This is a genomic window from Pseudomonas sp. 9Ag (assembly GCF_902506445.1).
In the GTDB taxonomy this organism is placed as follows: Bacteria; Pseudomonadota; Gammaproteobacteria; order Pseudomonadales; family Pseudomonadaceae; genus Stutzerimonas; species Stutzerimonas stutzeri_AB.
Map to the genome: position 1 here is coordinate 2387144 of NZ_LR733836.1, position 26381 is coordinate 2413524.

The following is a 26381-nucleotide window of genomic DNA, read 5'->3' on the forward strand; positions in this document are numbered from 1 at the left end:
GGCGCCCTGCTCAATTGCGTTTGCTGAGTGCATCCAGGCAGCGCCCGGCCAATTGAGTGAATCGTTGGAAAGCGACAAATTGCTCGTGCTTCAGCGCTCGGCCGGATATTCGATTGTCGGCATAGAGAACACCGATTTCGCGCGTGCCTGCCATTAAAGGCGCGATGAAGAACATCCCTTTTCCCAGCTGCTGGCGAAGCGGCAAAGTAACCAGCTCATCAAGGTTGTTGCTTGCCGGTATGCCCATCCACAGTGGCTGACGCTGGCGCAGCACATAACTGAAAATATGCGATTGGCCTGACGGATCAACGGGCAACACGAATTGCTCAAGCCAGGTCGCGGTCTGCTCTCCCGCTGCACATTTGGCCCGAAAAGAACGTTGCTGGTCGGCGAGCACTGTGAGCATTACGCGCTCCAGCCCCGCGCCCTCGTGTAACCCCTTGAGCAACGCATCGAGAATCAAGCCGACGTCACCCCGGCTAGCGGCCATCATCCCAAGGTCCTGCATGGCCTGCTGCATCAGCAACAGGTCGGGCTGCAAGAGACTCGCGGCGCGCTGCGCCTGCTGCAATTGCACTTGCTCCGGATCAGTCGATGGAATCAGCTTGCACAGTCGACTCGCTCCAAACGTCGTCGCCACGTTCACAGCCTCATCCGCACTGGCAAGGATCTGCTGCATCGCATCCGCTTCAGAGATACCGCCGAAATCAGCCAGCTCTCTCACCAGACCTTCCATTTCCGGACAGCCCCACCCGTTCAACGCCGCTGCACCGATGCGAACCCCCAGGCTGACCGAATGCACGGCAGGATCCCGCAGGTTGCCAGCCCCGTGAGCGAAGCTGGCCAGCTCACCGATATTCCAGCTCTTGATCAGACCGAGGTTAAGCTGGCGGAAACTTGTACCAAGCACTTGCTCGACAGCCTCGTCATGATCCGTACCGCCCGCCAGTACCTCGCCCAATTCATCGGCCTGCCGACCACCGCAGCCCCAGAACGCGAGCTCACCGACCTCATGGAGCAACGCGGCAATGAAGACCTCCTCCTCATGTTTGGTCAGAACGTAGCCCGCAATATTGCGAGCCTGCACTGCCGCATGAAAAGACCGCGCCAGCAATTCCTGTAGCTGCTGGCGCGGTGCACGATCAAGCAAGCCGTCAATCAGGCTAACCGAAAGACTGATCAGCCGAACGTTATCGAAGCCGATCATGACGATAGCGCGCGAGATGGTCTTGATCGTTTCCTGAGAGGGGTTGTAGTAGCTGCTATTGCCGACTCGAAGTACCTTCGAGGTCAGGGCAGCGTCGCGCAGGAGCACGTCGGCCAGCTGCTGAACGGATGCGTGCTCCTGCTCGGTGAGGCGCTGCAAATCCTGCACAACCGCCGCTAATGCGGGCAGCTCGGATTGGTTAAGGCGGTCGATCCAGGACTGTAGACCGTAACTGGTTTCGCTCAAAATCTGAGACCTCACCCAATGATCGGGCGGCTGAAGGGGAAAGGCAGTTTGCCCAGATAACCGGCCTTTTTCCAGCGGATACAAGCTGTTACTGTACCCGGCCGAAAAGACCGAAAGCGCCATGGATCGGATTCACCGTTTGATGCGACCCATCCTATTACTGCTGAGCTGCCTGGGACTGAGCTTTCCCTCTTTCGCCACCATCAGCGAAAGTCACGGTTATGCGCAGTTCGGCACCCTTAAATATGCTGAGGATTTTACTCATTTTGATTGGGTAAACCCCGATGCGCCCAAGGGTGGCCACGTGCGGCTGATGGCTTCCGGCACGTTCGACACGCTTAATCCCTATACTTTCAAGGGAACCAGCCCAACCGCCACACCCGGATTCTTCCAGTACGGCATCTCCGAACTGAACGAGCCGCTGATGGTTGGCACCGGCGTTTACGATCCGTCGGGCGATGAACCTGCTTCCGCCTATGGACTCATTGCCGAGACCATTGAATACAGCGACAACCACAGCTGGGTGGTCTTCAATCTGCGTGATTCGGCCCGCTTTCATGACGGACGCCCAATCACCGCTTACGACGTCGCCTTTTCTTATCGGCTGTTGGTCAAAGATGGACACCCTCGCTATCGCACGGATCTGCAGGGCGTCGAACGCGTCGACATACTCAGTCGTCATCGAATCCGTTTTGTGTTCGACAAACCGGGTCAGCCTTTGCTGATCATGCGTCTTGGTGAACTGCCGGTACTGCCGCAACACTACTGGAAAGACCGAGACTTCCGCGCAACCACGTTCGAGCCGCCACTCGGCAGTGGTCCTTACCGAATCAGCGATGTGCAACCAGGTCGTCGAGTTACCTTCGAACGGGTGGAGAATTGGTGGGGCGCCGACCTGCCTGCCAATCGCGGCAAATACAACTTCGGCCAGGTCGACGTCGAGTTCTATCGCGATACGACGGTCGCCTTCGAAGCGTTCAAGGTCGGTGAGTTCGACTTTTATATCGAGCATCAGGCCAAAAACTGGGCCAACGGCTATCAGTTTCCGGCTGTTCTGCGCGGCGATGTCATTCGCGCAGAGATTCCGCATGAGATTCCTACCCAGACCCAAGCACTGTTCATGAACGGGCGCCGTTCGACCTTTGCTGACATCAGGGTGCGCCAGGCACTCGGTCTGCTGTTTGATTTCGAATGGACCAACCGAGCGCTGTTCTACGGCGCCTACCAGCGCAGCGAGAGCTATTATCCAAACAGTGTGTTCTCCGCGACCGGGAAGCCGGAAGGCGGTGAGTGGCTACTGCTGTCGCCGTTTCGAGAGCAACTGCCGGCGCAGCTCTTCACAGAGCCGTTCAAATTACCGAAAACCGATGGCCGAGGGATTCCACGCGACACCTTGCGCAAGGCGCTGGCTTTGCTCAAGGATGCCGGCTGGAAACTCACCCCCGAAGGTCTTCGCGACAAGGCCGGGCATTCCTTCAGATTCGAAATTCTGCTCGTCAATCCAGGGCTGGAGCGGATACTTCAGCCTTACGTCGAGAACCTTTCACGGATTGGCATAGCGGCCCGCTTGCGAACTGTTGACGGTGCGCAGTACAAGCAGCGGCTCGACCAATACGACTACGACATGATTTTGACAACGCTGGGGCAGAGCCTCAGTCCGGGATTGGAACAGTGGCTGTATTTCCACTCCAGCCAGGTGAATGTAAAAGGCGGTCGCAACTATGCCGGCATTGCCAACCCCATCGTCGACGAACTGATCGAGAAGTTGCTCGCAGCCAAGACCCGTGATGAGCAGATTGCCGCCGCACGCGCCATCGACCGCGTGCTGCTCTGGAATCACTACACCATCCCCAACTGGTACATCAGTTACCACCGTCTGGCATACCGCAATCGGTTCGCCCACATCACTACACCGCCCTACACCCTGGGATTGCGAGCGTGGTGGTTAAAGGACCTGGAGAAGGCTCAATGACAAGCAACACACGACGGTTGTTTCTACATGCGGGCACCTTCGCCCTCCTCCTGCTCACAGGTCTGGCTGAAGCGGCACCACAACATGCGCTGACGCTATACGGTGAGAAACCCAAATACCCGCCTGGCTTTTCTCATTTCGAGTATGTCAATCCGGATGCGCCCAAAAGTGGGACGCTGCGCCAGGCGGGCTTCGGTAGTTTTGACTCGCTCAACCCCTTTATCAACAAAGGCGTGGCTGCAGACGATATCGGCCTGGTGTATGACACCCTGACCACCAACAGCCTGGATGAGCCCTTCACGGTCTACGGGCTGCTGGCAGAAAAGATCGAGAAGGGTCCGAACAACGAATGGGTACGCTTCTACTTGCGGCCAGAGGCGCGGTTTCATGACGGCGAGCCGGTTGAAGCGGAAGATGTCGTGTTCTCCTTCGAAACGCTGATCAGCAAGGGCGCGCCGCATTACCGCGGTTACTACGCTGATGTCGAAAAAGCCGTGATCGAAAGCCCACGGCGCATCCGATTTGATTTCAAGCACGCCGGCAATCGAGAACTGCCATTGATTCTCGGACAGCTGCCCGTCCTCCCCAAGCATTGGTGGGAAGGAAAAGACTTTGCCACGGGCAGCATGGAAGTGCCGCTGGGCAGCGGCCCTTATCGCATCGAGCGTGCAGAAGCGGGTCGATCAGTCCGCTATGCCCGAGTCGAAGATTACTGGGGCAAGGACCTGGCGGTAAATCGAGGTTTCTATAACTTTGACCACATCAACATCGATTACTACCGCGATAACACCGTGGCTCTTCAGGCCTTCAAGGCAGGTCATTTTGACTATTGGTTGGAAACCAGCGCGAAGAACTGGGCCACTGCTTACGATATCGCCGCCGTCAAAGACGGCCGGATCATCAAGGAAGATATCGCCAATCATAATCCGCAGGGCATGCAGGGATTCATCTTCAACACCCGAAGGGATCGGCTGCAGGATGCCCGAGTCCGTGAAGCCCTAGGGCTGCTGTTCGACTTCGAATGGACAAATCGCCAGCTGTTCAACGGCGCCTACACACGCACCACCAGCTACTTCGATAACTCCGAGCTCGCTTCCTCGGGCCTACCCAGCAAGCAGGAGCTGAGTATTCTCGAGCCTCTACGCGGCCAGATTCCCGATCAGGTGTTCGAGAAACCTTTCGAACTTCCGCAAACCAACGCCGACGGCATCATTCGCGCGCAGCAGCGCCGGGCGTACGAGCTGCTTACCTCGGCGGGCTGGAAAATCGAAAACGATCAGATGGTCGACGCCGAAGGCAAGCCGGTCAAACTCGAGTTCCTATTGGTGCAGGCAGATTTCGAGCGCGTGCTGCTGCCCTACAAGCGAAACCTTGCCAGCCTGGGTATCGAACTGGAGCTTCGACGCGTCGACGTCTCGCAATACATCAATCGGTTGCGTTCGCGCGATTACGACATGATTGTCAGCGGCTTCGGCCAGTCCAGCTCACCCGGAAATGAGCAGCGTGAGTATTGGCACTCGGCGAGCGCCGATAATCCGGGAAGCCGCAATTACATCGGACTGAAAGATCCCGCCATCGACGTGCTGGTAGAAAAACTGATTGCCTCTGATTCGCGAGACGAGCTTATTACGCGCACTCGCGCGCTGGATCGCGTATTGCTCTCAGGTCACTACGTGATTCCCAACTGGCACATCAAGACATGGCGCGTTGCGTACTGGAGTCATCTGGGCCATCCAGAGATCACTCCCCTTTACGATGTCGGGCTGATGACTTGGTGGAACAAGCCAGATGTAAGCAAGCCTGAGCCAGAACAGATCGGCGAGGAGCCAGCGGCCGAAACAGAGACCAGCGCCACCCGTGCGACGGAGCAATAAGCATGCTCGCGTATGTTTTCCGGCGCCTACTGCTCATTATCCCGACCCTGTTCGGCATCCTGCTCATTAACTTCATCATCATCCAGGCCGCACCAGGGGGGCCGGTTGAACAGGCAATCGCCAAGCTGGAGGGCTTCGAAGGCGCAACCAGCAGGATTGCCGGTGGAGGATCCGAAGTCGCGACTGGCAGCAATAGCTATCGCGGCGGGCAAGGCCTGGACCCGGACCTGATTGCCGAGATCGAACGTCTTTACGGCTTCGACAAGCCGGCACCAGAGCGCTTCTGGATCATGCTCAGCAACTACCTGCGGCTGGATTTCGGGGAAAGCTTCTTTCGTGACGCCAGCGTGACCGATCTGATCATCGAAAAGATGCCGGTATCGATCTCGCTGGGGCTGTGGAGCACGCTCATCATGTATCTGGCGTCGATCCCCCTGGGGATCGCCAAGGCAACTCGGCACGGCAGTGCATTCGACGTCTGGACCAGTTCGGCCATCATCATCGGCTATGCAATACCGGCGTTTCTGTTCGCCATTCTGCTGATCGTGCTGTTCGCGGGCGGCAGCTACTGGAACTGGTTTCCGCTGCGGGGACTCACTTCGGGAAACTTCGATGAATTGTCGCTTACCGGCAAGATAATCGACTATTTCTGGCACTTGGCGCTTCCCGTGACGGCATTGGTCATCGGCAACTTTGCGACGCTTACCCTGCTGACCAAAAACAGTTTTCTCGACGAGATTAACAAGCAGTACGTGATCACCGCGCGCGCCAAAGGCCTGAGCAAGAATCGCGTGCTGTACGGCCATGTGTTTCGCAACGCCATGCTGATCATCATCGCTGGTTTCCCATCAGCCTTCATCGGCATGTTCTTCACAGGATCGTTGCTGATCGAAGTGATTTTCTCCCTCGACGGCCTTGGCCTGCTCAGTTTCGAGGCAGCCATCAATCGCGATTATCCCGTCGTGTTCGGCACGCTGTTCCTGTTCACCTTGCTCGGCCTGGTGGTCAAGCTCATCGGTGACCTGACCTACACGCTCGTCGACCCGAGAATCGACTTCGAAAGCAGGGAGGCTTGAGATGACGCTGTCGCCGTTGAACCAGCGCCGCTTCGCCCTGTTCAAGGCCCACAAGCGCGGGTGGTGGTCGCTTTGGGTATTTCTGGCCTTGTTCATCCTGAGCCTGGGTGCCGAACTGATCGCCAATGACAAGCCGATCCTGGTCCGTTTCGACGGCGACTGGTATGTCCCGGTGTTTAAACGCTATCCAGAAACCGTCTTTGGTGGCGAGTTTCCTCTGCAGGCAAACTACAAAGGTCCCTACATCCAGGAACTGATCGAGAAGAAAGACGGCTGGATGATTTGGCCACCGATTCCCTTTCATCACTCCAGTATCAACTACGACCTGCAGGTACCGGCCCCCGCTCCGCCGTCCTGGGAAAACTGGCTGGGCACCGATGACCAGGGGCGCGATGTGCTCGCAAGAGTCATCTACGGGTTCCGGATTTCGGTTTTGTTCGCGCTGACACTTACCCTGATCAGCTCGGTTATCGGTGTGATTGCCGGGGCTCTACAAGGCTTCTATGGCGGCTGGGTAGACCTTGTGGGTCAGCGAGTACTGGAAATATGGTCCGGCCTGCCGGTGCTCTATCTGCTGATCATTCTCGCCAGCTTCGTGCAACCCAACTTCTGGTGGCTGCTCGGCATCATGCTGTTGTTTTCCTGGATGAGTCTGGTCGATGTGGTCAGGGCCGAGTTTCTGCGCGGTCGCAATCTGGAGTACGTGCGAGCGGCGCGCGCGCTGGGAATGCGCAACGGCGCCATCATGTTCCGCCATATTCTGCCTAACGCCATGGTGTCGACCATGACATTCATGCCGTTCATCCTCACCGGAGCGATCGGCACCTTGACCGCCTTGGATTTTCTTGGCTTTGGTTTACCGCCCGGCGCCCCTTCGCTAGGCGAGCTTGTGGCACAGGGAAAGTCGAACCTGCAGGCGCCGTGGCTTGGAATCAGCGCATTCATGGTCCTGGCTGTCATGCTGACCCTTCTGGTGTTTATCGGCGAGGCGGCTCGCGATGCTTTCGACCCAAGGAAATAGCATGACCGAGAACCTTATTGAGGTCCGCGATCTGGCGGTCGAGTTCGTCACCAATGGGCAGGCCCAGCGCGTAGTAACGGGCGTGAGCTTCGATATCCGCAAAGGCGAGACGTTGGCGCTGGTGGGTGAGAGCGGCTCGGGCAAGTCGGTCACAGCGCACTCAATCCTGCGTCTGCTGTCCTACCCCATCGCGCAACACCCGGCAGGTGTAATTCGCTATGCAGGTGAAGATTTACTCCAGGCGTCCGAGAAACGCATGCGCGGTATCCGTGGAGATCGGATCGCCATGGTGTTTCAGGAGCCGATGACCTCGCTCAACCCGCTGCACACCATAGGCAAGCAGATCAACGAAGTGCTGCGGATCCATAAGGGTCTCAACGGCAAGGCAGCTACGGCCCGCACCCTCGAGCTGCTTGAGCTGGTTGGGATACCTGAACCCACCAAGCGGATCCGAGCCTATCCTCACGAACTCTCGGGCGGTCAGCGCCAGCGCGTGGTAATCGCCATGGCACTGGCGAACGAACCCGAGTTGTTGATTGCCGACGAACCGACAACGGCGCTGGACGTGACGGTGCAGCTGAAAATACTTGAGCTGCTCAAGGAGCTTCAGGCGCGCCTGGGCATGGCCCTATTGCTGATCAGCCACGACCTCAACCTGGTTCGCCGAATCGCCAACCATGTATGTGTCATGAAGAGTGGTTGCGTCGTCGAACAAGCACCTTGCGAGGAATTGTTCCGATCACCGCAGCACCCCTACACAAAGGAGCTGCTTGGAGCAGAGCCTAGCGGCGGGCCGGTAACGGTCGAAGCGTCGGCGCCGACACTGCTGGAAGTGAATGATCTTCGGGTCTGGTTCCCGATCAAGAAGGGACTTTTCAGACACACCGTCGACCATATCAAGGCAGTCGATGGCGTCACGTTCAACCTGCCAAAAGGCCAGACGCTGGGCATTGTGGGCGAAAGCGGCTCGGGGAAGTCCACGCTGGGTTTGGCTATTCTTCGCCTGATTTCGAGCAGCGGCGAAATCCGTTTTCAGAACCAGGCACTGGAAACCATGTCGCAACGGGCGGTGCGCCCACTGCGGCGGCAAATGCAGGTCGTTTTTCAGGATCCCTTCGGCAGCCTGAGCCCGCGCATGTCGGTGGGACAGATCGTCGGGGAAGGACTCAGCATCCATGGTTTGGGTTCTTCCGAGGAACAAGCACAAGCAATCATCGATGCACTGGTGGAGGTTGGACTCGACCCTGAAAGTCGGCACCGCTACCCCCACGAGTTTTCTGGAGGTCAACGGCAGCGAATTGCAATAGCCAGGGCGTTGGTCCTCAAGCCGGACCTGATTCTGCTTGATGAACCGACCTCGGCATTGGACCGAACGGTGCAACGCCAAGTGGTGGAGCTACTGCGCTCACTCCAGGCCAAGTACAACCTGACCTACCTGTTCATCAGCCATGATTTGGCGGTGGTACGGGCGATGAGCCACCAGATGATGGTGGTCAAGCAAGGCAAAGTCGTAGAACAGGGAATGGCAGAGGCAATCTTTGCCGCTCCCCAACATCCATACACACAGCAGTTGCTGGAATCGGCTTTCATGGTTCCAGCCACTGATGAACAACCAGAAGAGGGAAAAGCACATGGGTTTTCTTACCGGTAAGCGCGTATTGATCGTTGGCGTTGCCAGCAAATTGTCGATTGCCTCCGGGATCGCCGCGGCCATGCACCGTGAAGGCGCCGAGCTGGCGTTCACCTATCAGAACGAGAAGCTCAAGGGCCGCGTCGAAGAGTTCGCCGCTGGCTGGGGCTCGGGCCCAGAGTTGTGCTTCCCATGCGATGTTGCCAGTGACGAGGAGATCAACAAGGTCTTCGAAGAGCTCGGCAAGAAGTGGGACGGTCTGGACGGCATCGTCCACTCGGTAGGTTTCGCCCCAGGTGATCAGCTCGATGGCGATTTCACCGAGGTTACTACTCGTGAAGGTTTCCGCATCGCCCACGACATCAGCGCCTACAGCCTCGTTGCGCTGGCCAAGGCCGGACGCCCAATGATGAAGGGACGCAATGGCAGCATCCTGACGCTTTCCTACCTCGGTGCCGAGCGCACCATGCCCAATTACAACGTCATGGGCATGGCCAAGGCCAGCCTCGAAGCTGGTGTTCGCTACCTCGCCGGCAGCCTGGGCGCTGAAGGCACCCGCGTCAACGCTGTGTCTGCGGGACCCATTCGTACGCTGGCTGCCTCAGGGATCAAGAGCTTCCGCAAGATGCTGGCAGCCAACGAAAAGCAAACCCCCCTGCGCCGCAACGTAACTATTGACGAGGTTGGCAATGCTGGCGCCTTCCTCTGCTCAGATCTGGCATCGGGGATCAGCGGTGAAATTCTCTATGTCGACGGCGGCTTCAACACCACCGCGATGGGTGCGATGGAAGACTGATCCAGCGCCCCCCAAAAAAACCCGCATATGATGCGGGTTTTTTTGCGCTGGCGTTCAGTCAGAACGTCTCGATCTCTGCGTTTTCATGCAGCATTTGGCGGTAGGCAGCGAAATCCTGTTGACCACTGCGTGAAGCCAGGAAGCGACGATAGTTCTGCTTGTCTTCCTCCGAGAGTTCGGCTTTTGGCTCGCTTACACCGCTTAGACGAACCACGACGAAATCCCCGTCAGAGAGACGCACACTGCCGTAACTCGGCTTGTCACTTGCCTCCGGTTTTGGCATCCGAAAGACTTGCTGAAGCACCGCCGGCTCAACCCCTTCCTGGCTACGCGAAGCAGCCTCGACCGGTTGCCACTGCTGCTCGACCTGCCCGCCATCACGCAGCGTAGCGATCAGCTGCTCGCCTTTCGCCAGCGCTTGCTCTGCAGCCTTGCTACTCTTGAGCTGAGCAATGATGTCGTCCTTCACTACGTCGAAAGGCAACACTTCGGGTTGCAGGTGCTCTTTTACACGCACCGCAACGACGGTATCCGGATCCAGTTCGATCACACCACTATTAGCGCCGTCGACCAAAACATCATCACTGAACGCAGCCTGGATAACCTGCCTATTCGCAGCGACGCCAGCCCCGCCCTCGCGCCCGAACGCCTCGGTCGTTTGCACTGAAAGTCCCAGTTCCTGGGCCGGCTGGAGAAGATCAGATGACTCAAACGCGGTGTCCTCGAGCTGCTTGCTAGCTTCAACAAAACGTTGTTCGACCTGCTGGGCCTTGAGTTCGCGCACCAGCTCCGGCTTCAAGCTTTCCAGTGTGGGGATCTCTGGTGACTGAACGCCAAGCAGCTTGATCAGGTGCCAGCCGAAGTCGGAACGAACCGGCGCAGAAACCTGACCTTCCTCCAGTCCGTAGAGCGCCTCCTCGAATGCCGGGTCATAAACGCCCGGACCGGCAAAGCCGAGATCGCCCCCTTCGTTCGCGGAACCTGGATCTTGTGAAAGCTCTTTAGCCAACGCCGAGAAGTCCTCGCCAGAGGCCAAACGCTTAGCAACCTCGTCGATCTTTTCCTTGGCAGTCGCGTTGTCGCTGCCATCGGTTTCGATCAGGATATGCGCCGCACGGCGTTGCTCTGCCAGGTTGGCAATGCGCTGCTGATACAGGTCCTTGATATCCTCCTCAGAAACCTCGACTTGATCAAAGAATGACTCTTTGTTCAGCTCGAGATACTCGAGGACAACCTGCTCAGGCGAGCGAAAACGGTCGGTATTCTTCTCGTAATACTCGCGCGCCTCGTCATTGCTCACGTCAACCGCGGCGGGTTCAGCCGGCACGGTAATTGTTGCGAAATCACGTGTCTGCTGTTCCAGCCGAGCAAACGCTTCGATCTGCTCATCTGTGACGAAACCGGAACCGGATATGCCTGCGCGAAGCTGGCCAATCAACATTTCCTGCTTCAACAGCTCACGAAACTGCAGCCGGGTATAGCCCATCTGTTGAATGACCTGATCGAACCGTGCGGCATTGAACACGCCGTCGACGGCAAACTCAGGCGTCTGCAGGATCATCTGATCAAGCGCTGCTTCGGAAAACGCGAAATCTGCATCGCGGGCGCCCTGCAGCAACAACGCTCGGTCAATAAGCGCACGCAGCGATGATTCGCGTACCAGCTTATCGTCCAGCATCGAGGGATCGAAGTTACCTCCGAGCTGCTGAGCCAGTTGGCGACGCTGCATGTTCATGGCCTGGTTGAGCTCGTCCAGTGAGATTTCCTCACCGTTGACCTCAGCGGCATTACGGCTATTGCTGGCCGCGTTGAAGATGGCGTCAAAGCCGGTCAACGCCAACAGCATCACGATGATGCCAATGATGGTTTTGGCAATCCAGCCTTGTGAATTGTCCCTAATGTTCTGAAGCATGCGTCCCCCAGGAGTCAGCTGCGCGGTTTTCAGTGCAGCGCGGAATCCGGATAAAAAGAAAGGCGCATCCAGGGATGCGCCTTCTCGGAGCTTTTGGAGCAGTTGGGCCTATTCCCCCAAGCCCGATACAAGCAGTGCCTGTTCGAATGACCGCTCCAAGCCAGGTCCAGCGCTAACTGGCAACTAGCCGGATCGAAAACGCTTAGTTAACGGCGTCTTTCAGAGCCTTGCCTGCCTTGAAGCCAGGGATCTTGGCTGCAGCGATGTCGATCGGCTTGCCAGTCTGAGGGTTGCGGCCAGTGCGCGCAGCGCGCTCCTTGACAGCAAAAGTACCGAAACCAACCAGCACCACGGAATCACCAGCCTTCAGAGCGCCTGTGACGGATTCAATTACTGCATCCAGCGCTCGGCCAGCAACAGCTTTCGGGATATCAGCAGATGCGGCGATAGCATCGATCAGTTCCGACTTGTTCACTCTAAGTCCCCTTATTTCTGTTGAGTCGTATCTTTAATTTTTTAGGTGTAAGCGAAGCGGTGCCGAAATAGCAACTACACAATAAGGCCGGCTTAAATAGAGGCCGCCGAATATGTGTTAACAAAGCCTTTCGGACTAATGCGTGCTGATTCGCTCCTTGGAATCAGACTCGCGCTTGTCATCCTTTGCAACAATATCAGGAGCCGCATCGGGCAAGGGCTCCGGCGCGTATTGCAGCGCAATTTGGAGGACTTCGTCAATCCACTTGACCGGTTTAATCTGCAGGTCCTGCTTAATATTGTCAGGAATCTCTTTCAGATCACGCTGATTTTCTTCCGGAATGATCACCGTCTTGATACCGCCACGGTGTGCCGCGAGCAGTTTCTCTTTCAAGCCACCGATAGCGAGGACCTGTCCACGCAGGGTAATTTCTCCGGTCATAGCGACCTCGGCCCGAACCGGAATTTGGGTCAATGCCGAGACCAGTGCGGTACACATGCCGATCCCTGCGCTAGGACCATCTTTGGGCGTGGCACCTTCCGGGACATGGATATGGATATCCTGTTTCTCGTGAAAATCGACGGAAATACCAAGACTTTTAGCGCGACTACGCACCACCGTGAGGGCAGCCGTAATCGACTCCCCCATCACATCGCCCAATGACCCGGTTTTTGTCAGCCGACCCTTTCCAGGCACAACCGCAGCTTCGATGGTAAGTAGTTCGCCGCCCACCTGAGTCCATGCCAAGCCGGTAACCTGACCGACCTGGTCTTGCTGCTCGGCAAGCCCATAGCGGAATTTGCGAACGCCCAGGAAGTGCTCCAGCGACTCTGCAGTCACCTTGACTTCAAAGCTCTTCTCGGCCGCATGCTCCTTCACTACCTTGCGGCATACTTTCGCTATCTGCCGCTCCAGCCCGCGAACCCCGGCCTCGCGAGTGTAATAGCGAATGATGTCGCGGATAGCCTCATCATCGAACAGCAGTTCGGTTTTCTTCAGCCCATTGGCCTGGACCTGCTTGGGGACAAGGTAGCGAATGGCGATGTTGATCTTCTCGTCTTCCGTATAGCCGGGCAGCCGAATGATTTCCATGCGATCAAGCAGCGGGGCTGGGATGTTCATGGAGTTCGCGGTGCACAGGAACATCACGTCGGACAGGTCGTAGTCGACTTCCAGATAGTGATCGTTGAAGTTGTGATTCTGTTCAGGATCAAGGACTTCAAGCAGAGCAGATGCAGGATCTCCACGCATGTCATTGCCCATCTTGTCGATCTCGTCGAGCAAGAACAGTGGGTTGCGAACCCCGACTTTGCTCATTTTTTGAATCAACCGACCGGGCATAGAGCCGATATAGGTGCGACGATGCCCGCGAATCTCGGCCTCGTCTCGTACCCCGCCCAGTGCCATACGCACAAATTTACGATTGGTCGAACGGGCAATGGATTCGGCGAGCGAAGTCTTACCCACGCCTGGCGGACCCACCAGGCACAAAACCGGACCTTTCAGCTTCTTTACACGCTTCTGCACCGCGAGGTATTCAAGAATTCGATCCTTGACCTCTTCCAGGCCATAGTGGTCGGTATCGAGCACCTCCTCAGCTTTGGCGAGATCGAGGCGAACCTTGCTAGCCGCTTTCCACGGCACGTTGACCAACCAATCGATGTAAGTCCGCACTACGGTAGCTTCTGCCGACATAGGCGACATCTGCTTAAGCTTGTTCAGCTCTGTCGTCGCCTTGGCATAGGCGTCTTTGCTAAGCCCGGCATTCTCGATACGCTTCTTGAGATCATCAACTTCGTTGTGGCCTTCATCGATGTCGCCCAGCTCTTTTTGAATGGCTTTCATTTGCTCATTCAAATAGTACTCACGCTGACTGCGCTCCATCTGCTTCTTGACGCGGCCACGGATGCGCTTCTCAACCTGCAGGAGGTCTATCTCAGCATCAAGCAAGGCCAGCACATGTTCGACACGAGCCGGCAGATCGGTGATTTCGAGAATCGCCTGCTTCTGCTCGATCTTGAGCGCCATGTGCGCGGCCATGGTGTCAACCAGCCGCGCCGGCTCATCGATGCTTGCAAGCGAGGAAAGCACCTCTGAGGGGACCTTTTTACCCAATTGAACATACTGCTCGAACTGGCTCAGAAGACTGCGAGTAAAAACTTCCGCTTCGCGCTCTTCGATCTCCGACTCGTCAATCAGTGCAACCTCGGCTCGACAATGGTCCTCGACGTCGAAAAAGCGGTCGATGACGCCACGTTGCTCGCCTTCAACAAGCACTTTTACAGTGCCATCCGGCAGCTTCAGCAGTTGCAGCACCGTCGCGACTGTACCCACACGATAGAGCCCGTCTTCGCTTGGGTCGTCGTCGGCAGGGTTCTTCTGGGCCAAGAGCAATATCTGCTTGTCGCCAGCCATGGCGGCTTCAAGGGCCTCGATGGATTTTTCCCGCCCAACGAACAGCGGAATCACCATGTGCGGGTAGACCACTACGTCGCGCAGCGGCAAAAGGGGCAATTCGATGGTTGTCTTCATAAATTCAGCTCTACGACGGCCATACGGCGGTAAACGGGAAATTCATACCCTTGGCGATCAAGATGAGGGCGCGCAACGCAAAAAACAAGGAGTCTGTAGAAAAGCAAAGGGGCCCGGAGGCCCCTTGTTCTGTCACGCGTCAGGCGCGGCCTTGGCAGGCGGCTCGCTGTTCTCGTAGATCAGCAGCGGCTGAGATGTACCTTCGATGACGCTCTCGTCGATGACAACCTTGCTGACGTCCTTCTGGGAAGGAATCTCATACATGGTATCCAGCAACACACCCTCGAGAATCGAACGCAGACCTCGGGCACCCGTCTTGCGCTCTAGCGCCCGAGTTGCCACTGCTTTCAGGGCATCGTTCCGGAACTCGAGATCGACACCTTCCAGCTCGAAAAGCTTGCTGTATTGCTTGGTCAGCGCGTTCTTCGGCTCCGTTAGGATCTGAATCAGCGCCGCCTCGTCGAGTTCATCAAGGGTCGCGATCACAGGCAGACGACCCACGAACTCAGGGATCAGACCAAACTTGACGAGATCGTCCGGCTCAACCGAGCGCAGCGACTCACCGATCTTCTTGCCTGGGTCCATGCTGCGAACTTCTGCATTGAAACCGATCCCGCCTTTGGTCGAGCGACCCTGAATAACCTTCTCAAGGCCGGCAAAGGCACCGCCGCAGATGAACAGAATGTTTCGTGTATCTACCTGCAGGAACTCCTGCTGCGGATGCTTACGGCCACCCTGCGGCGGAACAGAGGCGACCGTGCCTTCGATCAGCTTCAGCAGCGCCTGCTGCACGCCTTCACCCGAGACATCGCGAGTGATCGACGGGTTGTCAGACTTGCGCGAAATCTTATCGATTTCATCGATATAGACGATACCCATCTGGGCTTTTTCTACATCATAATCGCACTTCTGCAGCAGCTTCTGGATGATATTCTCAACATCTTCGCCCACGTACCCGGCTTCAGTCAGCGTGGTAGCGTCCGCGATGGTGAAGGGAACATTCAGCAACCGGGCCAGCGTCTCCGCAAGCAACGTCTTGCCTGAGCCGGTCGGCCCAATGAGCAGTATGTTGCTCTTGCCCAGCTCGACTTCTTCCTTCTTATCGCGCTGGTTAAGTCGTTTGTAATGGTTGTACACAGCCACAGCCAGGATCTTCTTCGCGCGCTCCTGACCAATCACGTACTGGTCGAGGATGCCGCTAATTTCCTTGGGAGCAGGCAGCTTTTGCGATGTGCTCTCGGCCTGTGCTTCTTGCACCTCCTCACGGATGATGTCATTGCAAAGGTCGACGCACTCGTCACAGATAAAAACCGAGGGGCCGGCAATCAACTTGCGTACTTCATGCTGGCTTTTGCCGCAGAAAGAGCAATAGAGCAGCTTGCCGGAATCCTCGCCGTTGCGGGTGTCAGTCATTCGATCGATCCAATCGGGGAAGGCTTGTAATACAAGATGAAGGCAAATGCAGGCATTTTCAAGGGCGCGCACAGCGCACATGACGGATGCCCGCTAACTACGCCCTCCTAGACCAGCGTTAGACCGGCAACTGCCGCTTCTCATGAACCGCATCGACAACCCCGTATTCCAGCGCCCGTGTGGCACTCATGAAGTAGTCGCGATTGGTGTCGCGCTCAATCGTTTCCAGGTCCTGACCCGTATGGTGGGCCAGCAACTGATTCAGACGCTCGCGAATGAAAAGGATCTCACGGGCATGGATATCGATATCCGACGCCTGCCCTTGGAACCCACCAAGTGGCTGATGAATCATCACCCTGGCATTCGGAAGGCAGAATCGCTTGCCTTTGGCCCCGCCAGCCAGGAGGAATGCTCCCATGCTGCACGCCTGACCGATACAGGTTGTAGAAACATCTGCTTTGATGAACTGCATGGTGTCGTAGATAGCCATGCCGGCAGTCACCGACCCACCAGGCGAATTGATATACAGGTGAATATCCTTCTCTGGGTTTTCGGCCTCGAGGAACAGCATCTGCGCGACGATCAAGTTGGCCATGTAGTCTTCGACCTGGCCGACCATGAAGATCACCCGCTCTTTGAGGAGGCGGGAATAGATGTCGTACGCGCGCTCGCCACGAGCGGACTGCTCGATAACCATCGGCACGAGGCCGCCGGCGGCCTGAATGTCTGGTGCTTGCATAAACGGATTGCCGGACATGTCCAACGATACTCCCTAAATTACGCCGCAAAGACATAAGCCAGCTCGAGGCTGGCTTATGAATGTGCATTAAACGATTGAAGGATCTCAGGCAGCTTGCGGGGCTTCCGCAGGCTTCACTGCTTCTTCGTAGGAGACCGATTTGTCGGTCACTTTAGCCTGCTGCAGAACAGTATCTACAACTTGCTCTTCGAGCACAACAGACCGAACTTCGTTCAACTGCTCATCGTTCTTGTAGTACCAGGACACGACCTGCTCCGGCTCCTGATAAGCGGACGCCATTTCCTCGATCAACTCGCGGACGCGTGCATCGTCTGGCTTCAGCTCGTATTGCTTGACCACCTCGGCAACGATCAGGCCCAGCACGACACGACGCTTGGCCTGCTCTTCGAACAACTCAGCAGGCAGCTGATCAGGTTTGATATTGCCGCCGAACTGTTGAACGGCCTGAACACGTAGACGGTTCACTTCGTTGTCGATCAGGGCCTTTGGCACTTCGATCGGGTTGGCGCTAACCAGACCTTCCATGACCTGGTTCTTGACCTTGGTCTTGATAGCCTGGCGCAGCTCGCGCTCCATGTTCTTGTTGACTTCAGCACGGAAGCCTTCAAGACCGCCTTCCTGCACGCCGAACTGAGCGAAGAACTCGTCGTTCAGCTCCGGCAGTTGCGGAGCCTCTACGCTGTTGACAGTAACAGTGAATTCAGCCGTTTTCCCTGCCAGATCTAGATTCTGATAGTCCTCGGGGAAGGTCGGATTGATGACCTTCTCTTCGCCTGCCTTGGCGCCAACCAGTGCGGACTCGAAGCCAGGAATCATACGACCGGAGCCCAGAACAAGCTGCGTACCCTGCGCCGAACCGCCAGCGAAAGCTTCACCGTCGATCTTTCCAACGAAATCGATGTTCAGCTGATCACCATCTTCGGCAGCACGATCAACCGTTTCAAAGCGGGTGTTCTGCTTGCGCAGGATTTCAAGCATGTTGTCTACGTCAGCATCAGCCACTTCAGCCTGCAGACGCTCGACTTCGATAGCGTCCAGACCGGCTACTTTGAATTCGGGGAAAACTTCGAATGTTGCGACGTACTCCAGATCCTTGCCCTTTTCGAACACCTTAGGCTCGACCGCCGGAGCGCCAGCCGGGTTCAGCTTCTCGGCAACGACAGCCTCGTAGAAGGTAGCCTGAATAATGTCACCCAATGCTTCCTGACGTGCAGCCGCCTCGTAACGCTGGCGGATAACGCTCATCGGCACCTTGCCGGGACGGAAGCCTGGGATCTTTGCACGGCTGGCGGTCTGTTGCAGACGCTTGTTGACTTCGGTCTCGATGCGCTCGACCGGCACGCCAATGGTCATGCGGCGCTCAAGAGCGGAGGTGCTTTCAACAGAAACTTGCATGGATTTTCCTCGTTGCACAGACATAAGCCGGCATTCCGGCCCCAGAATGGGCAAGCATTCTAGTGGCTCGTATCGGAGAAGTCACCCCGCTGATAAGGCACAAGAAAACAGAGTCGCGCGGGGTTCGTTTATAGCTGTCGAAACGCCAAACGCTACCAGCTGTACACGGCGCCGCTGACGCTATTCAAAAAAACGGGATTGCAACCAACACACTCACCCAGCGCGGACGGGCAAAGCAGGCCGCCTACCGCGCCCTCTACTGCGGCTTTAGTGCATGCCCGGCGTGAGTCGTCTATCTTTTATTTGCGCCGCCACCGACCCTGAAGATGAAGGATGAACGAACCATGGCCGATGATTTTGGAAAGCTGGTGTTAAGGGTTTCGCTGGGTGTGCTTATTCTCCTGCATGGCCTTTTCAAGCTACAGAACGGTATCGACGGGATCGCAGGCATGCTATCCAGTCATGGGCTGCCCGCTTTTTTGGCTTATGGCGTATATATAGGTGAGGTGATTGCGCCGGCCTTGGTGATTCTGGGCGTATTCACCCGAATTGGTGCGTTGCTCATAGCAGGCAACATGCTCGTCGCATTTGGACTCGCCCATCTACAGGAGCTGTTCTCGCTCGGCCAAATGGGTGGCTGGGCTCTTGAGCTTCAAGGCATGTTTCTGTTTGGATCCATCGCCGTCGCCCTCATCGGTGCAGGCAGGTTCAGTATTGGCGGGACCGCTGGGCGATATAACTGACGAGAGCATTTCCCCGTTCCGGCCTTCGTCGGCAGACGCCGATACGCTTGTTACCTCTTCAAGACAAGCATTGAAGAACGTTGTTTGAGCCAGAAGAAGACGCTACGTGCCGGACCGCTTCGGCTGCGAGATATTTAACACCTCAACGATCGTGCCTATGATCAGTCCATGACCGCTTCCGTGCCAATACGTCAGCCCTGCCCGCCTGCCGCCTGCATCTGCGGGCGCGATCAGTTGCTCGAAGCGCCCGGTAGCAGTGACCTGCGCATCCTCCGGCTGACCCGCCAAGAGGAGAACCGCTTGCTTTCCCGCTTGGAAAACCTGGAAGACCTTGCCGATCTTGAGCGTATGCAGCGACGAATCTATGAACAGCTCGGGGTTCGCCTTCATATCGCACCGGGCTTCAACGAAGTGCGCAGCATGCGCGGCATCCGCATTGACATTGAGGAGTTACCAGGCTTGTGCCGCAAGACCCGGCAATCGATCCCGGCGGCGATCCGCCGCGGCCTGGAAAAGCGCCCGGAAATCGCCTTCAGCTTGCTCAACGCACACGACCTGTTGCGCGATGCGTGACAACCCACGCAACGACCGAAGGCGCGGCGATGGCACTCGTTGCCGCCATCTGCGATAGTTGTACGACCAGCTTATTCGGCTGGCCTGCTGTTAGCCCACAAGGCTGGCACTGCTTATGACGCCTTGCGAGTTCTGCTGCTTCCTACCGTCGGCAGCCTGCCGCGTCCTTCGCGCCACCCGCGCGTTTCGATGGCTCACCTGCCATCACTGAGCCGATCGCTGTTGTCGGTGCTCGGCCGTTCGTCAATAACAACCAAAAGACCGATCCGAACAAGGACGCCTCATGAAATTGACTCGTTGCTTAACTGCGCTGACTGCTGCCGTTGCGCTCTCTGCCACCTTCGCCGCTTCGGCTCGTGAATACTCCGTTTCCACTGTGCTTTCCGACGCCTTCCCGTGGGGCCAGGCCGCCCAAAAGTGGGCTGACTTGGTTGAGGAGCGCTCGAAAGGCGAAATCACCCTGCGTGTATACCCGAACGCACAACTGGTCGCGGGCGACCAGACCAAGGAATTCTCCGCGATGCGTTCCGGATTGATCGACATGGCTGTCGGATCGACCATCAACTGGTCGCCACAAGTTCCGGAGCTCAACCTCTTCTCCTTACCCTTCCTCATGGCAGACAGCGCCGACCTCGACGCCATCACGCAGGGGAATGCCGGCGAGCAAGCATTCGCCGCCATCGAGAAACGCGGCATCGTTCCGCTGGCCTGGGGTGAGAACGGTTTCCGGGAGATATCCAACTCGGTCAAGCCCGTGAAGACGCCCGACGACTTGAAAGGCCTGAAGATCCGTGTAGTGGGTTCACCGCTCTTCCAAGACACCTTCACCGCACTGGGGGCCAATCCGACCCAGATGAGCTGGGCGGACGCCAAACCCGCATTGACCACCGGCGCTGTTGATGGGCAGGAGAATCCGTTATCCGTGTTCGACGTGGCGCGGGTCGATCAGGTCGGGCAGAAATATCTGACGCTCTGGCATTACATGGCCGACCCATTGATCTTCGCGGTCAACCAGCGTGTCTGGAAGGAGCTGCCAGAAGCCGACCGCGAACTGCTGCGTCAGGCCGCGATAGACGCTGGCAAGTGGGAAATCGAGCTGTCGCGCAACAGCGAGGCCAAGCGCCTCGAAGACATTCGCGCACGCGGCGTCGAGGTAACCGAGCTGAGCGAGGCCGAGCAACAGGCGTTCGCTGACGCGACTCGCAGCGTGCAGGATAAGTGGACGTCGAAGATCGGTGCCGACCTGGTCGAAGCAGCCCGCACCGCCGTGGCAAAGTAAAACCGTTCAGCCCGGCCGCATGATGCAGCCGGGCGTCGAGGAAATTCATGAATAATCGACAGGACGCGCGCCTTGAGCGCGTGCTGGCCACCCTGGCGCTGGTGGTCATCAGCCTGATCAGCCTGGGCAATGTGGTGGTGCGCTACTTCACCGATGCCTCCTTCGCCTTTACCGAAGAAATCTCCGTTTTTCTCCTTGTGATTCTCACCTTCGCCGGTGCGTCGGTGGCCATGCGCAGCAACCGCCACATCCGCATCGGATTTGCCGAGCGAATGTTTCCGCGACTGCGCACTCCGCTGATCTTGTTGCAGTGGCTGGCCTGCGTATCGGTGCTCGGTATGGTGCTCTGGTACGGCGGACAGTTCGCACTGGAGGAATACCAGTGGGAATCCGAATCTCCCGGTCTCGGGCTGCCGAACTGGTGGTACGTGGTCTGGCTGCCATTGCTGGCGCTGTTGATGGTCGTGCGCTTGACCCAAATGACGATCGATCGATTGCGCGGGAGGCTCACCGATGAGCCCTGACCTCTGGATGCTTGCCAGCTTCCTGCTGCTGTTGTTGGTTGGCGTACCGGTTGCATTTTCTCTGGCGCTCTCCGGCGCCATTGGCATCGTTACAGGCCTTTCACCGGACATGCTTGCGACGCTTGGTACCAACACCTACAACGGTGTTGCCAAATACCCCCTGATAGCGATTCCGCTGTTCATCCTTACCGGCCTGGTATTCGAAAAATCTGGCGTCGCGCTGCGTCTGGTGCGCTTCGCTCAGGCCTTGATCGGTCCACGCCATGGCGGTCTGGCGATGGTCGCAATCCTGGTCTGCCTGATCATGGGCGGTATGAGCGGCTCCGGCCCGGCCGATGCAGCCGCAGTTGCCATGGTGATGCTGCCGAGCATGACTCGCGCCGGCTATCCCAAGCCATTCTCGGCAACGCTGATAGCCGCCTCCGCCTCGACAGCGATTCTGATCCCGCCGTCCATTGCGCTGATTCTTTATTCCATCGTGGTCCCTGGCGTCGACCTACGAGCACTGTTTGCAGCCGGCCTTTTCCCGGGAATCATTGCAGGCCTCGTGTTGCTGCTACCGGCCTGGCTGTTGGCGCGCCGCTACGGCTGGGAGAACCCGGAAGGTGCTGAGCGCCCGCCGCTTGGTGAAAGCTTTCGTCAAGCATTGCCGGCACTCTTCGCCCCCGTATTGATTCTAGGCGGCTTGCGCAGCGGCCTGTTCACACCCACCGAAGCCGCAGTGGCCGGCGTGACCTATGGCGTGGTCATTGGCTTGTTCGTTACACGCGAACTGGACTGGAGGAACCTGTGGCGGCTCTGCGGCGAGGCAGCAGTGATTTCCGGCGTAGTGATGCTGATCATCGCGCTGGCCGGAATATTTGCCTGGGCCGGCACCATGCTGGGTACTTTCCGCCATCTGGCCGAATGGTTGATTTCGCTGTCTGACAACAGTGCGGTGCTGCTGATCCTGGTGATGATCGCAGTACTGCTGGCCGGGATGCTGCTGGATGCGATTTCCATCTATCTGATCCTGATGCCGATACTGATTCCCGTGATGCAACACTTCGGTTGGAATCCGGTGTGGTTCGGCATCCTACTGGCGATGAACATAGCGATTGGCCAGTTCACCCCTCCGGTAGCGATAAACCTGCTAGTCACCGCCGAGGTTGCCAAGATCCGCCTGGAGCAAACGGTCGGCTGGGCCATGCTATTCGTTCTGGTGATGGGAAGCGCGCTGATTTTGGTGGCCGTTTTTCCTGAAATCGCGCTGTGGCTGCCTCGGATACTGGGCTATGCGGTCTAGCTCAGAGGGTCTGCCCGATCAGACACATAGAGAGTTCGAGTAGACCCTCGAAACAGGCGATACCGATCATCGAGATCGCCTACTTTTAAGCATGGTTAAGCTCCGAACGCGGGAGCGAAACAATTCACCGGCACAAGCCTTAAAAGCGTCAACCGCCTATCGCCGCCAATTCTGGCCGCTCATGGTCCGCCGAGGGCTTCTGCTGAACCTTTGCCGCAGTCGAAGCACGCTGTTGCATGACAATGTCTAGGGCACGGCTGGGCAGAATATCGATGTCATCGAAGGTAATAAGCTGACCCGGCTCGACCGCACGCCGCAGGGCCGTCTTGCGCAGCAGACCAATGGGGACGTGATCCGGGTTCTGGTCGAGCTTCAGTGCTTCGCCGCGAAACTGGAAACCACCGATGCCCCGCTCGATCAACTCACCTGGTCGCATGGCTCGCTTGGCAATAGCCCCCACGCCAAGGGTTGGTGCGGTGGAGTTGTTCAACAGTACATCACCACCACCGAGCACTCGACGCACGGTTTTGCCGACTTCGAGCGAGCAGAGATGGAACGGGCGTACCAGCGTGTAATAAGGGCCAGGGCCAAGCTTGAAATACTCTATAGCGGCACGCTGGTCGTCGTCGTGGCGGCAGACCAGAAACACTCCACCCGCGGGATATCCGGAAGGAATCACGTAATCGACGAAGGGTTGCCCTAACCGTTCGGCCATCATGCCGAGCAGGTTGCCCGACTCAGTCAGATTGGTCGAAGCCAGGCCTTCCAGTCCTTGTTTTGTTATGGTCGCGCCGAGGCCATTGCCGACAATAGCCTGTTCGATCTGCACCTTGGTGCCGTCCGTGAATGAAGTGGTCTGGTCTACGCTTATGCCTTGGCGTTTTGCCCAGTACCTCATGTCTTCGACCGAAGGGTTGTGGTTCAGATAGCCCTTCATATTGCCGTAGACCAAGGGTTTGAAGCCCATCATCAAGGCTTCTTCATGAAGGGCCGCCAATGAACCCGGCTGGTCGCCCTCGGCCTCGGTGATGAAGCCTTTAGCAGCCAGGTACGACCCGGTGGTGACCTGCAGCTCAGCGTTGATCGTCACCACCGGCAGACCAGCTTCGAAGGCACGCTCAATGACCTCGGTGCCGTGAAATACATCGCCGCTGCATTCCACGATCAGGTCTGCACCATCAATCAGATGGTCAATAGAATTGGTGAGTCGCTCAGGCAGGGGAAAATCAGTAAAAGAGTTCAACGGGCGACGGGTCAGGACTCGCGAGATTTCAATATCCTGATAATGCTGCTTGATCAGCCGAATAAAGCAGTGGGCGATCATCCCTGTGCCGGATACACCGATCTTTTTCTTAATCTGCGAGGTAGACATAAGCGAATCCATTCAGTAGGCAACGATGCTCTGACCGCAACGACAGAAAAAGATTTTACGGCGCAGTAAATCAGGCCTGTCGGTATGGCGAAACACGGTTGCGTTAGCAAAGCCAGCTACCTGAAAGCTAAGCGTCAGCAGACCGATTGAGCCAATTGATTAAAGGCAAAAGAGAGGGGCGACTCGGCTGTTTTTTTGTCGCCAATATCCGGGATAAAAGGAAGCGGCGTTGCACCGCTCCCTATCGACAAAGCTTAGTTAAGCGCCGCTATCGCCTTGTCGTAGTTCGGCTCGCTACCGATCTCAGCGACCAACTCGCTGTGAAGCACCTGATCGTGCTGGTCCAGTACAACGACAGCACGAGCTGACACACCGGCTAGTGGGCCGGTTGCAACCAGAACGCCGTACTGCTCGAGAAACTCGCGTCCGCGCATGGTCGAGAGATTGATGACATTCTCTAGCCCCTCAGCACCGCAAAAACGCTTCTGCGCAAAGGGTAGGTCAGCAGAGATGCAAAGCACCACGGTATTGGCCAGTTCGTTGGCCTGCGCATTGAACTTGCGCACCGAGGTCGCACAGGTTGGCGTATCGATGCTTGGAAAGATGTTCAGGATCTTGCGCTTGCCCGCGAAGCTAGCAAGCGTCACATCCGATAGATCACCGCCTACCAGGCTGAACGGCGCGGCCTTCTGACCGACTTGCGGAAAGTTGCCGGCAACCTGAATCGGATTGCCTTTCAGGGTTACTTCAGTCATGTCTAATTCCTCTCAGTCATGGGCCGTGCGTGTAGCAACGGCCCGGGTTATCAGGCTGCGTGGGTGCGGGCGAAGTATTCCTTGGTCAATTTGACCACCACAGGGCTTAGCAGCAGCAGAGCAACGAGGTTGGGAATTGCCATCAGACCATTCAGCGTGTCTGCCAACAGCCAGGCGAAATCGAGCTGGGCGATTGCACCGAACGGCACAGCCAGGACCCAAATGATACGGAACGGCCAGATCGCCTTGGTGCCGACCAGAAATTCCCAGCATTTCTCGCCGAAGTAACTCCAGCCAAGGATTGTGGTGAAAGCGAACACGACCAGTGCGATCGTCAGCAGCGCTGCACCCACGCCGGGCATGGCCGATTCGAAGGCAGCAGCGGACAGCGCCGCACCGCTTTCGCCACCCGTCCAGACACCCGAGCAGATGATCGCCAGGCCAGTGATTGAGCAGATGATGATGGTATCGATAAAGGTACCCATCATGCCGATCAGCCCGGAGCGAACCGAGCTGTTGGTCGTACCGGCAGCTTGTGCGATACCGGCCGTGCCCAGCCCCGCCTCGTTGGAAAAGATGCCACGCGCCACACCGAAGCGAATTGCGGCCATCACCGCCGCGCCGGCAAAGCCGCCAGTGGCCGCGATCGGCGAGAAGGCATGGGTGAAGATCAGCTCGAAGGCCGCAGGAAGCTCAGCGGCGTGCACCACCAGCACAACGATGCCGGCAATGACGTACGCAACGCACATGAACGGCACCAGGGCAGCAGCCACTGCACCGATACGCTTGATGCCGCCGAGAATGACCAGCCCCACGAACAGCATGGTGACCAGACCGGTCACCCACAGCGGTACCGAGAAGGTCGACTCCAGCGCCAGCGCCATGCTGTTGACCTGGACCATGTTGCCGATGCCGAACCCAGCCAGCCCGCCGAAGATGGCAAAGGCGCCACCCAGCCAAAGCCAGCGCTTGTGCAAGCCATTCTTGATCGCATACATCGGTCCGCCGACGTGCTCGCCACGATCATCCTTCTCGCGGTAATGCACTGCCAGCACCACCTCGCAGTACTTGGTCGCCATTCCCACCAACGCCGTGCACCACATCCAGAACAGCGCACCCGGACCGCCGAGAAAGATCGCCGTGGCGACACCGGCGATGTTACCGGTACCCACGGTAGCGGCCAGGCAGGTCATCAACGCCTGAAACGGGCTGATCTCACCTGTTTCATCATCGCCCTTGGCACGTCCGCGCCAGATCAGCGCAAAGCCCGTACCGATACGCGCCAATGGCATGAACTTGAGCATGACCATAAGAAAGAAACCAGTACCGAGGATCAGTACCAGCATGGGCGGTCCCCAGACGAGACCGTTGACGCTATTGACCAGGTTTTGCAGGAATTCCATTCAAGGCACCCTTATTGATTATGTTAGACATCCTTGCCTGAACGGGCCGAGCCGGCACGAACAATGAAACGGCGAGTTTGAGTACACCAGTTCAACTGCTGCCCGAACGACCCGGTAATACCCCGACTTCAATGTCCG

The 26381-nt window shown here is 57.3% G+C and carries 21 protein-coding genes; 11 read left to right on the forward strand and 10 right to left on the reverse strand.

The window, feature by feature from the left end:
* Nucleotides 1-10 precede the first annotated feature (10 nt).
* The gene (locus ALTERO38_RS10650) at nt 11-1453 is read right to left on the reverse strand and encodes an HDOD domain-containing protein (protein ID WP_159968370.1); all 1443 of its coding nucleotides are present in this window, start codon (nt 1451-1453) and stop codon (nt 11-13) included.
* Nucleotides 1454-1595: 142 nt separating this feature from the next.
* Between ALTERO38_RS10650 and ALTERO38_RS10655 the strand changes: the two genes are divergently transcribed.
* The 6 genes from ALTERO38_RS10655 to fabI are packed head-to-tail and all read left to right on the forward strand — an operon-like array spanning nt 1596 to nt 9822.
* Nucleotides 1596-3425 (forward strand): extracellular solute-binding protein, encoded by a 1830-nt coding sequence (locus tag ALTERO38_RS10655; protein ID WP_159969684.1) that lies wholly within the window; start codon nt 1596-1598, stop codon nt 3423-3425.
* The gene (locus ALTERO38_RS10660) at nt 3422-5299 is read left to right on the forward strand and encodes an extracellular solute-binding protein (protein WP_159968371.1); all 1878 of its coding nucleotides are present in this window, start codon (nt 3422-3424) and stop codon (nt 5297-5299) included. The genes ALTERO38_RS10655 and ALTERO38_RS10660 overlap by 4 nt, the downstream gene beginning before the upstream one ends.
* 2 nt (nt 5300-5301) lie before the next feature.
* On the forward strand, nt 5302-6375 hold the full coding sequence (locus ALTERO38_RS10665) for a microcin C ABC transporter permease YejB (RefSeq protein WP_102835354.1): 1074 nt from the start codon (nt 5302-5304) through the stop codon (nt 6373-6375).
* Between the two features lies 1 nt (nt 6376).
* Nucleotides 6377-7396 (forward strand): ABC transporter permease, encoded by a 1020-nt coding sequence (locus tag ALTERO38_RS10670; RefSeq protein WP_148924109.1) that lies wholly within the window; start codon nt 6377-6379, stop codon nt 7394-7396.
* Between the two features lies 1 nt (nt 7397).
* Entirely contained in the window at nt 7398-9047 is a 1650-nt protein-coding gene (locus ALTERO38_RS10675) for an ABC transporter ATP-binding protein (RefSeq protein WP_159968372.1), read from the forward strand.
* Entirely contained in the window at nt 9028-9822 is a 795-nt protein-coding gene (gene fabI / locus ALTERO38_RS10680) for an enoyl-ACP reductase FabI (protein ID WP_102835357.1), read from the forward strand. The genes ALTERO38_RS10675 and fabI overlap by 20 nt, the downstream gene beginning before the upstream one ends.
* Before the next feature lie 58 nt (nt 9823-9880).
* Here the strand turns inward: fabI and ALTERO38_RS10685 are convergent, their stop codons facing one another.
* From ALTERO38_RS10685 to tig, 6 genes are all read right to left on the reverse strand, one after another.
* On the reverse strand, nt 9881-11734 hold the full coding sequence (locus ALTERO38_RS10685; protein WP_159968373.1) for a SurA N-terminal domain-containing protein: 1854 nt from the start codon (nt 11732-11734) through the stop codon (nt 9881-9883).
* A 202-nt stretch (nt 11735-11936) separates the two neighbouring features.
* Nucleotides 11937-12209, reverse strand: a complete 273-nt coding sequence (hupB, locus tag ALTERO38_RS10690) for a nucleoid-associated protein HU-beta (protein ID WP_019339231.1) — start codon at nt 12207-12209, stop codon at nt 11937-11939.
* A 135-nt stretch (nt 12210-12344) separates the two neighbouring features.
* Complete coding sequence (gene lon / locus ALTERO38_RS10695) at nt 12345-14741, reverse strand: endopeptidase La (protein WP_148924105.1); 2397 nt, start codon at nt 14739-14741, stop codon at nt 12345-12347.
* A 132-nt stretch (nt 14742-14873) separates the two neighbouring features.
* Nucleotides 14874-16154, reverse strand: a complete 1281-nt coding sequence (clpX, locus tag ALTERO38_RS10700) for an ATP-dependent Clp protease ATP-binding subunit ClpX (protein WP_102835360.1) — start codon at nt 16152-16154, stop codon at nt 14874-14876.
* A gap of 118 nt (nt 16155-16272) precedes the next feature.
* Nucleotides 16273-16911, reverse strand: a complete 639-nt coding sequence (gene clpP / locus ALTERO38_RS10705; protein WP_073300029.1) for an ATP-dependent Clp endopeptidase proteolytic subunit ClpP — start codon at nt 16909-16911, stop codon at nt 16273-16275.
* Nucleotides 16912-16998: 87 nt separating this feature from the next.
* Nucleotides 16999-18309 (reverse strand): trigger factor, encoded by a 1311-nt coding sequence (tig, locus tag ALTERO38_RS10710; protein ID WP_159968374.1) that lies wholly within the window; start codon nt 18307-18309, stop codon nt 16999-17001.
* Nucleotides 18310-18653: 344 nt separating this feature from the next.
* Between tig and ALTERO38_RS10715 the strand changes: the two genes are divergently transcribed.
* The 5 genes from ALTERO38_RS10715 (at nt 18654) to ALTERO38_RS10735 (ending at nt 22713) form a co-directional block, all read left to right on the forward strand.
* Nucleotides 18654-19052 carry a DoxX family protein gene (locus ALTERO38_RS10715; protein ID WP_102835362.1) on the forward strand — a complete coding sequence of 133 codons (399 nt, stop codon included), beginning with the start codon at nt 18654-18656 and terminating at the stop codon, nt 19050-19052.
* A 168-nt stretch (nt 19053-19220) separates the two neighbouring features.
* Nucleotides 19221-19625, forward strand: a complete 405-nt coding sequence (locus ALTERO38_RS10720; protein ID WP_178114582.1) for a hypothetical protein — start codon at nt 19221-19223, stop codon at nt 19623-19625.
* A 283-nt stretch (nt 19626-19908) separates the two neighbouring features.
* On the forward strand, nt 19909-20904 hold the full coding sequence (locus ALTERO38_RS10725; protein ID WP_159968375.1) for a DctP family TRAP transporter solute-binding subunit: 996 nt from the start codon (nt 19909-19911) through the stop codon (nt 20902-20904).
* 47 nt (nt 20905-20951) lie between these two features.
* Nucleotides 20952-21428: a TRAP transporter small permease gene (locus tag ALTERO38_RS10730; protein ID WP_102835364.1), complete on the forward strand. Its 477-nt coding sequence runs from the start codon at nt 20952-20954 to the stop codon at nt 21426-21428.
* Nucleotides 21418-22713, forward strand: a complete 1296-nt coding sequence (locus ALTERO38_RS10735; RefSeq protein WP_159968376.1) for a TRAP transporter large permease — start codon at nt 21418-21420, stop codon at nt 22711-22713. The genes ALTERO38_RS10730 and ALTERO38_RS10735 overlap by 11 nt, the downstream gene beginning before the upstream one ends.
* A gap of 148 nt (nt 22714-22861) precedes the next feature.
* Here the strand turns inward: ALTERO38_RS10735 and ALTERO38_RS10740 are convergent, their stop codons facing one another.
* From ALTERO38_RS10740 to ALTERO38_RS10750, 3 genes are all read right to left on the reverse strand, one after another.
* Nucleotides 22862-24037 carry an NAD(P)-dependent oxidoreductase gene (locus ALTERO38_RS10740; RefSeq protein ID WP_159969685.1) on the reverse strand — a complete coding sequence of 392 codons (1176 nt, stop codon included), beginning with the start codon at nt 24035-24037 and terminating at the stop codon, nt 22862-22864.
* A 302-nt stretch (nt 24038-24339) separates the two neighbouring features.
* Complete coding sequence (gene tpx, locus ALTERO38_RS10745) at nt 24340-24840, reverse strand: thiol peroxidase (protein ID WP_159968377.1); 501 nt, start codon at nt 24838-24840, stop codon at nt 24340-24342.
* Nucleotides 24841-24890: 50 nt separating this feature from the next.
* On the reverse strand, nt 24891-26243 hold the full coding sequence (locus ALTERO38_RS10750; protein ID WP_159968378.1) for a sodium:alanine symporter family protein: 1353 nt from the start codon (nt 26241-26243) through the stop codon (nt 24891-24893).
* Nucleotides 26244-26381 lie beyond the last annotated feature (138 nt).